This is a genomic window from Paraburkholderia youngii (assembly GCF_013366925.1).
Taxonomy (GTDB): domain Bacteria; phylum Pseudomonadota; class Gammaproteobacteria; order Burkholderiales; family Burkholderiaceae; genus Paraburkholderia; species Paraburkholderia youngii.
The window spans coordinates 6,046,987-6,062,061 of the sequence record NZ_JAALDK010000001.1 but is presented as its reverse complement, the minus strand read 5'-3'; the positions used below and the strand labels follow the sequence as shown (position 1 = coordinate 6,062,061).

Here is a 15,075-nt window from a genome sequence, read left to right as displayed (position 1 = left end):
ATCACGCACCAGAGAGACCCATGCTGACCGGAAACATACTCACCACCGAAGGGTGGATCCACGGCACGCTCGAATACGAAAACGGCCGCATCACGGCGCTGTCAGGCGAGCGCGTCGATCCGTCGACGAACGACGCACCGTACATCCTGCCCGGCTTCATCGATCTGCACGTGCATGGCGGCGGGGGCGCCGACGTGATGGAAGCCGGCGACGCGATCGAAACGATTACCCGCACGCATGCGCGCTACGGCACCACGAGCCTCCTCGCAACGACGATGACCGCGCCGCGCGACGAACTGATGAACGTCGTCGCCGGGCTCGGCACCGTCACGCGGGTGCGCACGCCGGGCTGCGCGCGGGTGCTCGGCGTGCATCTGGAAGGGCCGTACATCAACCCCGGCAAGCTCGGCGCGCAGCCCGACGCGGCGGTATCGGCGGTGATGGACGAGGTGCTCAAGTATCTGTCGATCGCGCCGATCCGCGTGGTCACGCTGGCGCCCGAGATCGCCGGCCACATGGAGATCATCTCCGAGATGGCGGCGCGCGGCGTGCGCGTGCAGCTCGGCCATTCGCTCGGCACCTACGACGACGCGGTCGCCGCCCTCAAGCACGGCGCGTGCGGCTTCACGCATCTGTTCAACGCGATGTCGCCGCTGCATCACCGCAACCCTGGCCTCGTCGGCGCGGCGCTCGCGCACGCCGAATACGCCGAAATCATTCCCGACCTGCTGCACGTGCATCCGGGTGCGATCCGCACCGCGCTGCGCGCGATTCCGCGCCTGTACGTGGTGACGGACAGCACGTCGGCCACCGGCATGCCCGACGGCGAGTACCGCCTCGGCAGCCAGCACGTGACCAAGTGTCTCGGGGGCGTACGGTTGGCCGACGGAACGCTCGCGGGCAGCACGCTGACGATGGATCAGGCGCTGCGCAATCTTGTCTCGATCGGCCTGCCGATCGCCGATGTATCCCACCGTTTGTCGCGCTACGCCGCCGACTATCTCGGCATCGAGGACCGCGGGCGCATCGCGCGCGGTGCGTGGGCCGACGTGGTCGTCTTCGACCGCGAGCTGGCGCTTAGCGCAACCTACGTCGAAGGAGACGCCATTGTCGAATATGCTTAAAGAAGCGCTCGCGTCCGCCGCAACGGTCGCCGAGCAGCTCAAGGACTCCTCACGCGTCGCGGCGCTCGCCGCGACGCTCGCGCAACAGCCGCGCCACGTCGCGCTGACCGTCGCGCGCGGCAGCTCGGACCACGCCGCCAGTTACTTTGCCTCTCTGACGATGAGCCGCCTGGGCGTGCCGGTCGCGTCGCTGCCGATGTCGGTCGCGACGCTGCAGCAGGCGCCGCTGCAGGTGCGCGATCAGCTTGCGCTCGCGTTTTCGCAATCGGGCAAGAGCCCCGACCTCGTCGGCACGATGAACGCGTTGCGAGCAGCCGGCGCGCTGACGGTCGCCGCTGTCAACGCACCTAGCTCACCGCTCGCCGACGCGTGCGAGTGGCATCTGCCGCTCGTCGCCGGTCCCGAACTGAGCGTTGCCGCGACCAAGAGCTACATCGCGATGCTGTCGATCTCCGCGCAACTGGTCGCGCATTGGCAGAACGACGCCGAGTTGCTCGCTGGACTGAATACGCTGCCCGACGCGCTGGAACGCGCGGGCCGGCTCGACTGGTCGATGGCCGTCAACGAGTTGCGCGGCATCGAGCGGATGATCGTGATCGGCCGCGGCCTTGGCCTCGCGATCGCGCAGGAAGCCGCGCTCAAGCTGAAGGAAACTTCCGGCATCCAGGCCGAAGCGTTTTCGAGCGCGGAAGTGCGTCATGGTCCGATGGAGCTGATCGACCGCGACTATCCACTGCTCGTGTTCGCACCGCGCGGACCAGAGCAGGCGGGTCTGCTGCAACTCGCGCACGACATGCGCGCGCGCGGCGCGCGCGTGCTGCTCGCCGCACCCGATGACGTCGCGCAAGCTTCGCTGCCGCTCGTCGCCACCGCACACGCGGCGCTCGATCCGATCGCCGCCATCCTGTCCTTTTACGTGATGGCCGCGGATCTTGCCGCCGCGCGCGGGCGCAATCCCGACGCGCCACGCCATCTGAACAAAGTCACCGAAACTCACTGACGAGAACGACGATGCGACGTGTCGAGAAGTCCAACCTGATGAGCCATTCCGAAGATCACATTGTTTTGCTTGCACCGCTGACCGGTCCGGTGGTGCCGCTCGCGAAGGTGCCGGACCCGGTATTTTCGGGCGGCATGTTCGGCGACGGCATCGGCGTCGATCCGCTCGAGGGGCGGCTCGTCGCGCCGTGCGACGGCGTCGTCACGCATCTCGCGCGCACCGGCCACGCGGTGACGCTCGAGAGCGCCGAAGGTGCGCAGATTCTGCTGCATATCGGTATCGACACGGTCGGGCTGAACGGCAAGGGCTTTGCGCCGATGGTCGGGCAGGGCGCGCAGGTTCGCGCTGGTGACGTGCTGATCGAGTTCGATCAGGATCAGGTCGCGCTGAATGCGCCGAGCCTCGTGTCGGTGGTCGCGATTGCGAATTCGGAAATGTTCGAAATCATCGAGCGGGCGCCGAACGGTCACGTCAAGGCCGGCGAAACGCCACTGCTGGTGCTGCGCGCGCGCGACGGCGTCAGTCATGACGCGGTGCGCGAGGCGTGCGCCGCGCAGGTGATGGACGAAGCGCGCCGGCAGATCACGCTGACGCACGCGGGCGGTCTGCATGCGCGGCCCGCGGCGCGAGCGCGCGAAGCGGCGCGCGGCTTCGACGCGCGCGTCGAGGTGCGCTACGACGGGCGCAAGGCGCCGATCGAAAGCGTGGTGGGTCTGCTGGGACTCGGTGCCGGCGAAGGCGCGAGCGTCGAGTTGCTCGGCGTCGGTCCGCACGCGCAGGCGGCGGTCGATGCGATCGCCGATGAACTGACGCGCGAAGCGCACGGTGAGGTGGAACACAAGCCCGCGCGGCCGGCGACAGCACCGACGACCGTGGTTGCCACGCCCGCCGCGGGCGAGCCGCTCGCGCCGAATACGCTCGCGGGTGTATGCGCGGCGCCGGGCGTTGCGGTCGGCAAGCTGGTGCGCTGGGACGACGCGGACGTCGATCCGCCGGAGCAGGCGAGCGGCACGTCGGCGGCGGAAAGCCGTCTGCTCGACAAGGCGATCGCGACCGTCGACGCCGATCTCGACGCGATCGTGCGCGATGCGTCGCAACGCGGGGCGGTCGGCGAGGCGGGAATTTTCGCGGTGCATCGCGTGCTGCTCGAAGATCCGACGCTGCTCGACGCCGCGCGCGATCTGATCAGCCTCGGCAAGAGCGCGGGTTTTGCGTGGCGCGAGGCGATCCGCGCGCAAATAGACATCCTGAGTAATGTCGAAGACGCACTGCTCGCCGAGCGGGCCGCCGATCTGCGCGACATCGAAAAGCGTGTGCAGCGCGCGCTCGGCTACACGAGTAGCGCCGCCCGCACGCTGCCGGACGAGGCGGTGCTCGCGGCCGACGAATTCACGCCGTCGGATTTGTCGTCGCTCGATCGCACGCGTGTGACCGCGCTCGTGATGGCACGTGGCGGCGCGACCTCGCACGCGGCGATTCTCGCGCGTCAGGCGGGCATCCCGGCGCTGGTCGCGGTCGGCGACGCGTTGCATGCGATTCCCGATGGCACTCAGGTGGTGGTGAACGCGAGCACCGGCCGGCTCGAATTCGCGCCGACCGAACTCGACGTCGAACGCGCCCGGTGCGAACGCAGCCGCCTCGCCGACGTGCGCGAAGCGAATCGCCGCACCTCGCAACAGGCAGCGGCGACCGCCGACGGCCGCGCGATCGAAGTGGCCGCCAACATCGCCACACTCGACGACGCGAACGCCGCGGTCGACAACGGCGCCGACTCGGTCGGCCTGTTGCGCACCGAGCTGCTGTTCATCCACCGCCCGGCCGCGCCGAGCGCGGACGAGCATCGCCACAGCTATCAGGCGATCGTCGATGCGTTGCGCGGCCGCAGCGCGATCATCCGCACGCTCGACGTCGGCGCGGACAAGGAAGTCGACTATCTGACGCTGCCGCCCGAGCCGAATCCCGCGCTCGGCCTGCGCGGCGTGCGCCTCGCGCAGGTGCGCCCCGATCTGCTCGATGACCAGCTGCGTGGCCTGCTCGCAGTGCGTCCGATCGGCGCCGTGCGCATCCTGCTGCCGATGGTCACCGATGCGGGCGAACTGATCCGCATCCGCAAGCGTATCGACGAACTGGCACGCGAAGCGGGCAGCACCGAGCCGGTCGAAGTGGGTGTGATGATCGAAGTGCCGTCGGCCGCATTGCTCGCCGATCAGCTCGCCCAGCACGCCGATTTCCTGTCGATCGGCACCAACGACCTGACCCAATACACGCTCGCGATGGACCGCTGCCAGCCCGATCTCGCGGCGCAGGCGGACGGCCTGCATCCGGCGGTGCTGCGGCTGATCGCGGCGACCGTCGAAGGTGCCGCGAAGCATGGCAAATGGGTCGGCGTATGCGGCGCGCTCGCCGGCGACCCGCTCGCGATGCCGCTGCTGGTGGGCCTGGGTGTGACCGAGCTATCGGTCGATCCGGTCTCGGTGCCCGGCATCAAGGCACGCGTGCGCACGCTCGACTATCAGTTGTGCCGCCAGCGCGCTCGCGATGCGCTCGCGCTCGACTCGGCGCAGGCGGTTCGAGCCGCAAGCCGCGCGACGTGGCCGCTCGATTGAAAGATTAATCAAATGGAGAACTCGCACGCCGTGCGTCCGGCAGTACGGCTGCCTTCACGCGCGGCGCGATTCTCCGCAATGCTGCACTACTCACCGAAGACTTACCCCACGAGACAAAATTGGAGATACCGATGGATGCAAATCCGTTTCTGAAGATACAGCGCCTGGGACGCGCGCTGATGCTGCCGATCGCGGTGCTACCGGTCGCCGGCCTGCTGCTGCGGCTCGGCCAGCCCGACGTGTTCAACATCAAGATGATCGCCGATGCGGGCGGCGCGATCTTCGACAACCTGCCGCTACTGTTCGCGATCGGTGTGGCGGTCGGCTTCGCCAAAGACAATAACGGCGTCGCGGGTCTGGCTGGCGCGATCGGCTATCTGGTGCAGACCGCGGTGATGAAGGACATCAACGACAAGCTCAACATGGGCGTGCTGTCGGGGATCATCGCGGGGATCGTCGCGGGACTGCTGTACAACCGCTACAAGGACATCAAGCTGCCCGACTACCTGGCGTTCTTCGGCGGCAAACGCTTCGTGCCGATCGTGACAGGCGTGGTCTGCGTGGTGCTAGGCATCATATTCGGCCACGTGTGGGCGCCGGTGCAGAGCGCGATCGATCTGGCCGGCCACTGGCTCACGACGGCCGGCGCGCTCGGCGCCTTCGTGTTCGGTGTGCTGAACCGCTTGCTGCTCGTCACGGGCCTGCATCACATCCTGAACTCGCTGACGTGGTTCGTGTTCGGCAGCTTCACGCCGGCCGGCGGCGCGGCGGTCACGGGCGACCTGCACCGCTTCTTCGCCGGCGACCCGACCGCGGGCACCTTCATGACCGGCTTCTTCCCGGTGATGATGTTCGGCCTGCCGGCCGCGTGTCTCGCGATGTTCCACGAGGTGCCGAAGGAGCGTCGCGCGGTGGCCGGCGGCCTGCTGTTCTCGATGGCGCTCACGTCGTTCCTGACCGGCGTGACCGAGCCGATCGAGTTCAGCTTCATGTTCCTTGCGCCGGTGCTGTATGCGATCCACGCGCTGCTGACAGGGCTGTCGCTCGCGATCTGCTCGGCGCTCGGCATTCACCTCGGCTTTACGTTCTCGGCGGGCTTCATCGACTACGTGCTGAACTTCGGTCTGTCGACGAAGGGCTGGTGGGCGATTCCGCTCGGTATCGTGTACTCGGTCGTGTACTACGGTCTGTTCCGCTTCTTCATCCGCAAGTTCAACATGGCGACGCCGGGCCGTGAGCCCGCCGCTGCGGAAGAGCAGGTCGAGTCGTTCGCGGAGGGTGGTTTCGTCGCGCCGGCGGCCGGTGCGGCCGTGCCGCGTGCGCAGCGTTATATCGCGGCGCTCGGTGGGGCGGCGAACCTGTCGGTCGTGGATGCATGCACGACGCGTCTGCGCCTGTCGGTCGTCGATGCGGACAAGGTCTCCGAAAGCGAACTGAAGTCGATCGGCGCGCGTGGCGTGCTCAAGCGCGGCGCGAACAACGTGCAGGTGATCATCGGACCGGAAGCGGACATCATCGCCGATGAGATGCGTACGGCGATCGCGCAGGGTCAGGGCGACGCAGTGAAGGTGGCGAGTGCTGCCGTGTCGGCGCCGGCTACCGCTGCCGCGCCGGCCGCGCGAAACGCTGGGCACGCCGACGACGCGCAAGGCGGTCCGCTCGACCCCGATCCGCTGCGCTGGCTCGCCGTGTTCGGTGGCGCGGGCAACGTTGTGTCGCTCGATGCGGTCGCGGCGACGCGTCTGCGCGTGGTCGTGCGCGATGCGGCGGCGATCGATCGTCAGCGCCTCGCGTCGCTCGATACCGCGTGGGTGTCGACCGACACGTTCCATATCGTCGTCGGCGAGGCCGCGCAGCGCTATGCGCAGAAGCTGGCCGAGCGGCTGTCGTCGCAAGGCGGTGGCGCGGGCGCGGCGCCGGTGCCGGCTTGATCGGCTGATGGCTGTCGGGCACTGTTGAGAGAAAAAAAGCGGCACCTTGTCCCAAGGTGTCGCTTTCGCGTCTACGACCCAAGCGTGCCGCCTGGCGAGTCACCCGCTGGTGCCGCTCAATACATCGAATGGTGGTTTTCCTTGATCGCAGCGGCGGTCACCTTGCCGCGCATCACGCGATAAACCCAGCCGGTATAGAGGAGGATGATCGGCAGGAACAGGATCACCGCGAACAGCATGATTTCGAGCGTCATCTGGCTCGACGTCGAATCCCACATTGTCAGGCTGCTGCGGCCGTCGAGTGACGAAGGCATGATGAACGGGAACATCGAGAAGCCCGCGGTCAGGATCACGCCGACGACCATCAGTGACGTCGACAGAAACGCCGTCGCCTCGAAGCGCGAGCGTGCGAGCAGCACCGCGAGCACCCCGCCGACCAAACCCGCGAGCGGCGCGATCGCCATCCACGGATAGAGCGCGTAGTTGTTCAGCCACAGACCCGGCGCGCCGATCACGGTCTTCATCAAAGGATTGGAGACCGCGTCGAGCGGCGGCATGTCGACGATCTGATAGCCGCCGATCATCGTCGAGACGAGCGCGCCCGCGATGAGAAACAGCACCACCGCGCACAGCGCCGCGAGCCGCAGCGCCTTCGACGCGCGCTCGTGAACCTCGCCATCGGTCTTCCACTTGACGAACGCCGCGCCGTGCGCGGCCAGCATCGACACGCTGACGAGACCCGTCAGCAGCGCGAACGGATTGAGCAGGCCGAAGAAACTGCCGTGATAGGTGACGCGCAGATCGGTATCGAACGAGAACGGCACGCCTTGCAGCAGATTGCCGAACGCGATGCCGAACACCAGCGCCGGTACGAAGCCGCCGATGAAGAGACCCCAGTCCCACGCGTTGCGCCAGCGCGGATCCTCGCGCTTGCCGCGATAGTCGAAGCCAACCGGACGGAAGAACAGCGCGAACAGCACCAGCAGCATCGCGAAGTAGAAGCCCGAGAACGATGCCGCGTAGGCGAGCGGCCACGCCGCGAACATCGCGCCGCCCGCGGTCACGAACCAGACCTGGTTGCCTTCCCACGTCGCGCCGACCGTGTTCACGACGATGCGGCGCTCGGAGTCCGTCCTGGCGATGAACGGCAGCAGGATCGCCGCGCCCATGTCGAAGCCGTCGGTGAGCGCGAAGCCGATCAGCAGTACACCTATCAATACCCACCAGATCAGTCTGAGAGCTGCGTAGTCCATATGGCTTATTCCTCTGAAGCGGTGTGGCGGCGCGTCACGCGGCCGTGTTCGACAGCGGCTGAGTCACCTGCTGGTCGTTCTCGTGGTGATAGCGGCCGGTATGCAGCGACGAAGGGCCGAGCCGTGCGTACTTGAGCATCAGCATGATCTCGATGACGAACAGCCCCGTGTAGAACAGCACGAAGCCGCCGATGCTCAGATACAGATCGCGCGGCGTCAGTGTCGATGCGGCCAGGTTGGTCGGCAGAATGCCCGCGATGCTCCACGGCTGGCGGCCCATTTCGGCGACGATCCAGCCGAGCTCGGCGGCGAGCCACGGCAGCGGAATCGCGATGACCGCCCAACGCAGGAACCAGCGACGCTTTTCGAGCAGCAGCGTGCGCTGCGCGCAGAACCAGAACGCGAGCACGAAGGTCGCGAGGAACAGCAGGCCGAGGCCGACCATCATGCGGAACGAGAAGAACAGCGGCAGCACTGGCGGAATCGTGCTTTTTGCCGCGGCCGCGATCTGGTCTGGCGTCGCATCGGTGACGTTCGGCGCGAACCGCTTGAGCAGCAGGCCGTAGCCGAGATCGTCCTTGTACTTGTCGAACGCGGCGTGCGCTTCGTCGCTCGAGTCGCCGCCTTTCAACTTCTGCAGCGCCGAGTAGGCGAGCATGCCGTTCTTGATGCGCCCCTCGTTTTCGACGATCAGGTCGCGCAGGCCGACCACGGGTTCGCTCAGCGAGCGGGTCGCGATGATGCCGAGCGCATACGGCACGCGGATCGCGTAGTCGGTGCGCTGCTCCTTTTGATTGGGAATACCGAAGACCGTGAACGGCGCCGGCGCGGGCGCGGTCTCCCATTCGGATTCGATTGCGGCGAGCTTGACCTGCTGGACTTCACCGGTGCGATAGCCGGATTCGTCGCCGAGCACGATTACGCACAGCGCCGACGCGAGGCCGAAACCGGCGGCGATCGCGAACGAGCGCAGCGCGAACTCGGTGTCGCGGCGCTTCAACAGATACCACGACGACACCCCGAGCACGAACAACGCCGCGGTCACGTAACCGGCCGACACCGTGTGCACGAACTTCACCTGTGCGACCGGGTTGAAGATCACCGAGCCGATGTTGTCGAGCTCCATGCGCATCGTCTGGTAGTTGAACGTCGCGCCGACCGGATTGTTCATCCAGCCGTTGGCGATCAGAATCCACAGCGCCGACAGGTTCGATCCGAGCGCGACACAGAACGTGACGATCAGATGCTGCACTTTTGACAATCTGTTCCAGCCGAAGAAGAACAGACCGACGAACGTCGATTCGAGGAAGAACGCCATCAGTCCTTCGACGGCGAGCGGCACGCCGAAAATGTCGCCGACGTAATGGGAGTAATAGGCCCAGTTGGTGCCGAACTGAAATTCGAGCGTGAGGCCGGTCGCGACGCCCATTGCGAAGTTGATGCCGAACAGCTTGCCCCAGAACTGCGTCATGTCCTTGTAGATCTGCTTGCCGGTCATCACGTAGACCGACTCCATGATGACGAGCAACCAGGCGAGGCCGAGCGTGAGCGGCACGAACAGAAAGTGATAAAGCGCCGTGATGGCGAACTGGAGCCGCGACAGTTCTACGACTTCGCTAACGGGCATGTTGATCACCTCCGGACGGATGCGGGGCGGGCACCGACAGCAGCGCCTGCGCGACCTGCCGAGGCGGCAGCATCATGTGCTCCGCCTGCGGATGATTGAAGAATGCGAATTTGAGCGCCATCAGTAGGGCGAACTTGATGACGAGGATGATGGCGATATCGCGCGCCAGGGTTGGACCGCGCACCCACCTGGTGAACCCGCCGCGCAAGCGCGACCGGACAGTGCTGCTGCGATTGAGGGCTAGGGTCATGATCGGTCGAAAGACGACTTCACGCCGGAGAGTCCGGCCGGATCCAGACCGCCCTTGCCGTCGGGCAGTCTGGCGAATGCATGCCGACTGTAGGAGGGAGAACCTCGCGCGCTCAAGGTTAGCCATGCGGCATCACGTCGTGAAACTTGCCGCGTCTGTGCAGTATTGCTACCGGACTCGCGATACGTCAAGAAAGGCTTACCGGGCTCGACAGGCCGGCTTGGGGACAGGCCTACGCGAATGCGCTGCGGCCGGGAGACGCACGAATGGACGAAAGGAATGAAAAAGCCCCGCCGTCTTGCGAGGGCGGGGCTTGAGCGCGATGGTCGCTAAATAGTACGCGACCGGTTACCGTGTGTCGCTTTTACCCAAGTCGTGGGCAGGACACAATTGACGCGCGCATGGCTTCGACGCTTTTACGCGTATTCGGTCAGTGCGCCGCGCATCTTCTTCATCGCGCTGGCTTCGATCTGGCGGATACGTTCGGCCGACACGCCGAACTCGTCGGCCAGCTCGTGCAACGTGGAGCCGCCCGAGCCGTCGTCGGCCACCTTCAGCCAGCGCGCTTCGATGATGCGGCGGCTGCGCGGATCGAGCGCGTCGAGCGCGCTTGCGATGCCGTCGCTTTGTAGCCGGTCGCGCTGACGCGAAGCCAGCACGGCGGTCGGCTCGCTATGCGAGTCGGCCAGATACGCGATCGGCGCGTACGACTCTTCACCGTCTTCGACCTGACCTTCGAGCGCGATATCGCCGCCCGACAGACGCGTTTCCATCTCCGCGACCTCTTCGCGCTTCACGTTCAGTTCCTTGGCGAGACCTTCGATCTCGTCCGGCGTGAACGCGCCGAGGCCCTGCTTGTGGCTGCGCAGGTTGAAGAACAGCTTGCGCTGCGCCTTCGTGGTGGCGACCTTCACCATGCGCCAGTTGCGCAGGATGTATTCGTGGATCTCGGCCTTGATCCAGTGCATTGCGTACGACACGAGGCGCACGTTCTGCTCGGGATCGAAGCGCTTGACCGCTTTCATCAGGCCGATGTTGCCTTCCTGGATCAGATCGGCGTGCGGCAGCCCGTAACCGAGGTAGTTACGCGCGATGGACACGACGAGTCGCAGGTGCGACAGCACGAGGCGGCGTGCGGCCTCCAGATTGTCGTGTTCGCGCAATTCGGTGGCGAACTGGCGTTCTTCCGCCGGCGTCAGCATCGGGATCCGGTTGACCGCCTGGATGTAGGCGTCGATGTTGCCCAGTTGACCGGACAGCAGCGAGGAATGCGAGAGCGCCAGTGCACCTGCCGAAGCGGCCTTAGCCGACGACGGGCTCAAAGTACTCGGAAGGGTCATTGCATGGCTCACGTGTGAAGCTCCTTTGGAATCAGACAATTGCGTACTCAGTAAACGACTCCAGCGATGGATGTTAGCACTCAGATCTGCCGAGTGCTAATACTTAGATGTCGCAGGGGTATCCAAGTTCCGGAAAATCCTATGGAGTCTTGATTTCTGATAGTCATCATACGCTCTATTTGCACTGTGCGTTGAGCCTGTACAAATTACCGTTCGAGGCGGCTGCCGCCTCATGATCGACTGACATCGTTCTGTTCTAAAGTGAATAATTGCTGTTTGGGCGCATAACCTGGAAGATACTTGCCCCTAAATCGTGCGTGGAACAAAGGGGGCGCTCGCTTAATAGTCACCAGAATGGGGGCTGAATGAACAACAAGAATCTTGTGGTCCGTGGACTTACTCTAAAAAGTGCGTTGGCCATTCTGCTGCTGGGTGCGGCGGGCGCGTCCCGGGCTGACCAGTTCGGCGTGCTGGTGGCCGCTGGTGTCGGTGATCGTCACGTCAAGAGGCTCGATCTCGGCGTGGTCTGGGACCCGAACCTCACCTGGTGGCAGATCGGCGACTGGCATTTCGCGCTGATCGGCGAGGCGCACGTCGCGTGGTGGCACACCAATGAAGGAAACGTTCACGACGACATCGGCGAGATCGGTGTGACGCCGGTGATCCGCTTCGTCAAGTCGTCGGGTTTGGTGCGGCCATTCATCGAGGTGGGTGCCGGCGTCGGGGTGCTGACCAGCCCGCGCATTTCTTCCGACTTCACGTTGGGCACCGCGTTCCAATTCTCCGAGATGGCGGGCGTCGGGCTGCAGTTCGGCGCTCATCGGCAGTATGTCGCCGGCTACCGCTTCCAGCATGTTTCCAATGGCGGTATCAAAGAGCCGAATCCTGGTATAAATTTCAGCCAGCTATATTTGCAATATCACTTCTGACCGTGGCCCCTTGCGGCTCGCGGTGTTCGAGGGGCTCTGCAATGGCGGCAAAGATGATCGAAGCGATTCGCGGGCTCGAGCGAGAGCGATTTCGCGCGATGGTCGACGGCGATGGGCAGTCGCTCGACACGCTGCTCGCTGACAACGTGAGCTACGTTCATACGAACGGCAAGCGCGAGACGAAGCGACAGTTCATCGACGGGATCACCGCGGGGCGCCGTCGTTATCGGCAAATCGAGGTGCAGTCGCAAGACGTCCTGCCGGCCGGGCGCGAGACCTACGTGGTCACGGGCCGCGCGCTGATCGAGATGGAAGCGAACAACGGCGCGCTGTTGTTCCCGATTGCCTACACCGCGATTCACACACACGAAGACGGCCAGTGGCGGCTGATCGCATGGCAGGCGACACGTTGCGCGCTGGAGTGAGATTTTCATCGCGGGCGCGCCTCGTGAGCGCGCCCGTCCCGGCAGCCGAATGCGGGGTGCGCGCTCCGCCGCCGCAAGCTCAAGTCGGATTTACGCGGTTGCGCAATCCTCAGCTTTATCGCGGCTGTTTGCGCCGTATTCATCGCGCTCGGCATCCGCGTCGCGCGCCGCGCGTGAGCCGCGCATCGCCACTTCTCCCGCATACGGATGCCGCGCGGCCACTGGAAGCCGCGTGCAGCGCTCCGCCACGCGCCGGATCGTCGCGAGATCCGAAAAATCCAGACCGCTGTCGATAGCCATCGCGTCGAGGTTCATCGCGAGCGTGACGAGGTCGACGTTGCCGGTGCGCTCGCCATTGCCGAACAGACAGCCTTCGATGCGATCGGCGCCCGCCAGCAGCGCGAGCTGCGCCGCGGCCACGGCGGTGCCGCGATCGTTGTGCGGATGCACCGACAGCACGATGCTGTCGCGGTAGCCGAGGTTGCGGTGCATCCATTCGATCTGGTCGGCGAATACGTTCGGCGTGGCCGCTTCGACGCTCGCCGGCAGGTTGACGATCATCTTGTGATTGCGCGTCGGCCGCCACGTTTGCGCGACCGCGTCGCATACCTCGCGCGCGAACGGCAGCTCGGTCGTGTTGAAGGTCTCGGGCGAGTACTGGAAGGTCCAGTGCGTTCCCGGCCGCGCCTGCGCATGTTCCTTGATGACGCGCGTGCCTTCGACTGCGAGCGCCTTGATCTCGTGCTTCGATTGCTGGAACACGATGCGCCGGAACGACGGGCAGATCGCGTTATACAGATGCACGATCGCGCGCGGCGCGCCTTCGAGCGCTTCGAACGTGCGTGCGATCAGCTCCGCGCGCGACGGTACGAAGACTTCGATCGTGACGTCGTCGGGAATGCGCCGCTCGTCGATCAGCTTGCGCACGAAGTCGAAATCGGTCTGCGAGGCCGACGGAAAGCCCACTTCGATTTCCCTGAAACCGATCGCGACCAGCATCTCGAAGTACTCGAGCTTTTGCGCGGCGTTCATCGGTTCGATCAGCGCCTGGTTGCCGTCGCGCAGGTCGGTGCTCATCCAGACGGGCGCGGCGTCGATCGTGCGACTCGGCCATTTGCGGCCGGTCAGCCGCACGGCGGGAAAGGGGCGGTACTTTTCAGCGGGATTGCGCAACATGGTGAGGTGCCTCATTCGTGGTGTCGTCGGCGGAGGGTGGGACGTCGAGCGGTTGGCCGACTGTCACGCATGCACGATGCGGATGCCCGAGGCAACGTGCACTTGATCCTCTCGCTTCGCCCGCGCGGTAAACGGACGAATGCAAACGACGACAGGTTGTGGAGAACTACGACGGGGGTGAAGCGAGACTGCGGGAACTACCGGGAGGACCGCCGACGGCAACCGGAGCTGCCAGCGCGCGGCGCTACGCGTGACTTACGCCAGGCGTAGCGATAGGGGCCGCGCTAGGCGGCCGGAGATAATTCGGAGGGTGTTCGGGAGGGAACGCATGGGGCCAAATGTATGACGGCGTGCACTGGCCTGTCAAGCCGCGACCGTCAGGCCGCCGTCTTCGCGATATCGACGATCAGCTCGACCTGCCGTTCGATCGCGCCCGGCACCGGTGCTTCGCCGCGCAGCACGGCGTCGATCCAGGCGGCCGTGGTCGCCGCGTCGCGCGCTTCGGGCAGCTCGACTTCGGGCGCATCGGGCGAAGAGCGCTCGTGCGGCAGCCGCGTCTCGCAGATGCCGTCATGCAGCCAGTCGACTTGCACCTGGCGGCGCGTATCGGCGACCGCCTCGCCTTCGGTGCCGCGCGCGAGCAGTGCACCGCCGACGGCCGCATCGGGATGCGTGATGAACAGCTGCGTGAGACTGTCGCGATACGGCGGATGCGTGTAATTCACGAGCCGCAGCCCCGCGGGCGCGAATGGCTGCAGCAGCTTCACGAGCGTATGCGTCGAGTTGCGCACGCCCATGCGCCGGCGCAGCGCGAGCAGGCGCGCGAGCTTGGGCGCGAGTACGTCGATCGACGCGAACGCGACGCGACGCTCGGCGAGACCCGCTTCGATCTGCGCGTGCGACTGCGCAGGGACGATGCGCAGATGCGTGAAAATTTCCGCGCTCGTCACGCGACCCGGATCTTCGGTGACGCCGTGCACGAGCACCGGCACGCCTTCGCGCGCGAGCAGCAGCGCGAGCAGCGGCACGAGGTTCGGCTGCTTGCGCGCGCCGTTGTACGACGGAATCGAAACGGGCCGAAACGCGCCGTGGGGCAGCCGCACCGGCTCGAACGACGTATGCGCGGCGGCCAGCATCGCGGCGAGTTCGTCAGCGGTTTCGCCTTTCACGCGATACGCGAGCAGCACCGCGCCGAGCTCGAGATCGTCGACGCGGCCGTCGAGCATTGCGGTGTAGAGCGCGCGGGTGTCGTCCGCGGTCAGCGCGCGGGCGCCGTTCGGACCGCGGCCGATTTCCTTGATGAAGCGGGCGCAGGGGAAGGGAGAAGTCGTATTGGTCGAGTCGGTCATCGTACGCAAGAGGCGGGTGGCGTGCCGCGCTTGGGCGTCGGCTACGGCATTCGGGAAGCTATTCG

At 65.7% G+C, this 15,075-nt stretch carries 11 protein-coding genes and 1 pseudogene; 6 read left to right on the top strand and 6 right to left on the bottom strand.

Annotation, left to right across the window (positions count from 1 at the left end; translation table 11 throughout):
- Window positions 1-20 precede the first annotated feature (20 nt).
- From nagA to nagE, 4 genes are all read left to right on the top strand, one after another.
- Window positions 21-1,124 (top strand): N-acetylglucosamine-6-phosphate deacetylase, encoded by a 1,104-nt coding sequence (gene nagA, locus G5S42_RS27605; protein WP_176109639.1) that lies wholly within the window; start codon window positions 21-23, stop codon window positions 1,122-1,124.
- Complete coding sequence (locus G5S42_RS27600) at window positions 1,108-2,124, top strand: SIS domain-containing protein (RefSeq protein ID WP_176109638.1); 1,017 nt, start codon at window positions 1,108-1,110, stop codon at window positions 2,122-2,124. The genes nagA and G5S42_RS27600 overlap by 17 nt, the downstream gene beginning before the upstream one ends.
- Before the next feature lie 11 nt (window positions 2,125-2,135).
- Window positions 2,136-4,730, top strand: coding sequence for a phosphoenolpyruvate--protein phosphotransferase (ptsP, locus tag G5S42_RS27595; RefSeq protein WP_176109637.1), 2,595 nt, complete (start codon window positions 2,136-2,138; stop codon window positions 4,728-4,730).
- Window positions 4,731-4,861: 131 nt separating this feature from the next.
- A complete protein-coding gene (gene nagE, locus G5S42_RS27590) occupies window positions 4,862-6,661 on the top strand; it encodes an N-acetylglucosamine-specific PTS transporter subunit IIBC (protein ID WP_176109636.1) in 1,800 nt (599 codons plus the stop codon).
- A 116-nt stretch (window positions 6,662-6,777) separates the two neighbouring features.
- Here nagE and cydB read toward each other — a convergent pair whose 3' ends face one another.
- The 4 genes from cydB to rpoH form a co-directional block, all read right to left on the bottom strand.
- Window positions 6,778-7,914 carry a cytochrome d ubiquinol oxidase subunit II gene (gene cydB / locus G5S42_RS27585; protein ID WP_176109635.1) on the bottom strand — a complete coding sequence of 379 codons (1,137 nt, stop codon included), beginning with the start codon at window positions 7,912-7,914 and terminating at the stop codon, window positions 6,778-6,780.
- Between the two features lie 34 nt (window positions 7,915-7,948).
- Complete coding sequence (locus G5S42_RS27580) at window positions 7,949-9,541, bottom strand: cytochrome ubiquinol oxidase subunit I (RefSeq protein WP_176109634.1); 1,593 nt, start codon at window positions 9,539-9,541, stop codon at window positions 7,949-7,951.
- On the bottom strand, window positions 9,531-9,791 hold the full coding sequence (cydP, locus tag G5S42_RS27575) for a cytochrome oxidase putative small subunit CydP (protein ID WP_176109633.1): 261 nt from the start codon (window positions 9,789-9,791) through the stop codon (window positions 9,531-9,533). Before cydP ends, G5S42_RS27580 begins: the two co-directional genes overlap by 11 nt.
- 416 nt (window positions 9,792-10,207) lie before the next feature.
- Complete coding sequence (rpoH, locus tag G5S42_RS27570; RefSeq protein ID WP_176109632.1) at window positions 10,208-11,143, bottom strand: RNA polymerase sigma factor RpoH; 936 nt, start codon at window positions 11,141-11,143, stop codon at window positions 10,208-10,210.
- Window positions 11,144-11,496: 353 nt separating this feature from the next.
- Here rpoH and G5S42_RS27565 point away from each other — a divergent pair, with 353 nt between their 5' ends.
- Window positions 11,497-12,060: an acyloxyacyl hydrolase gene (locus G5S42_RS27565; protein WP_176109631.1), complete on the top strand. Its 564-nt coding sequence runs from the start codon at window positions 11,497-11,499 to the stop codon at window positions 12,058-12,060.
- A gap of 41 nt (window positions 12,061-12,101) precedes the next feature.
- Window positions 12,102-12,485, top strand: a complete 384-nt coding sequence (locus tag G5S42_RS27560; protein ID WP_008921685.1) for a nuclear transport factor 2 family protein — start codon at window positions 12,102-12,104, stop codon at window positions 12,483-12,485.
- A 189-nt stretch (window positions 12,486-12,674) separates the two neighbouring features.
- Here G5S42_RS27560 and G5S42_RS27555 read toward each other — a convergent pair.
- Both G5S42_RS27555 and ybiB read right to left on the bottom strand, forming a co-directional pair.
- A pseudogene (locus G5S42_RS27555) lies at window positions 12,675-13,661 on the bottom strand (2-isopropylmalate synthase); the annotation flags it as partial.
- Window positions 13,662-14,038: 377 nt separating this feature from the next.
- Window positions 14,039-15,010, bottom strand: a complete 972-nt coding sequence (gene ybiB / locus G5S42_RS27550; RefSeq protein ID WP_176109629.1) for a DNA-binding protein YbiB — start codon at window positions 15,008-15,010, stop codon at window positions 14,039-14,041.
- Window positions 15,011-15,075: the final 65 nt, after the last annotated feature.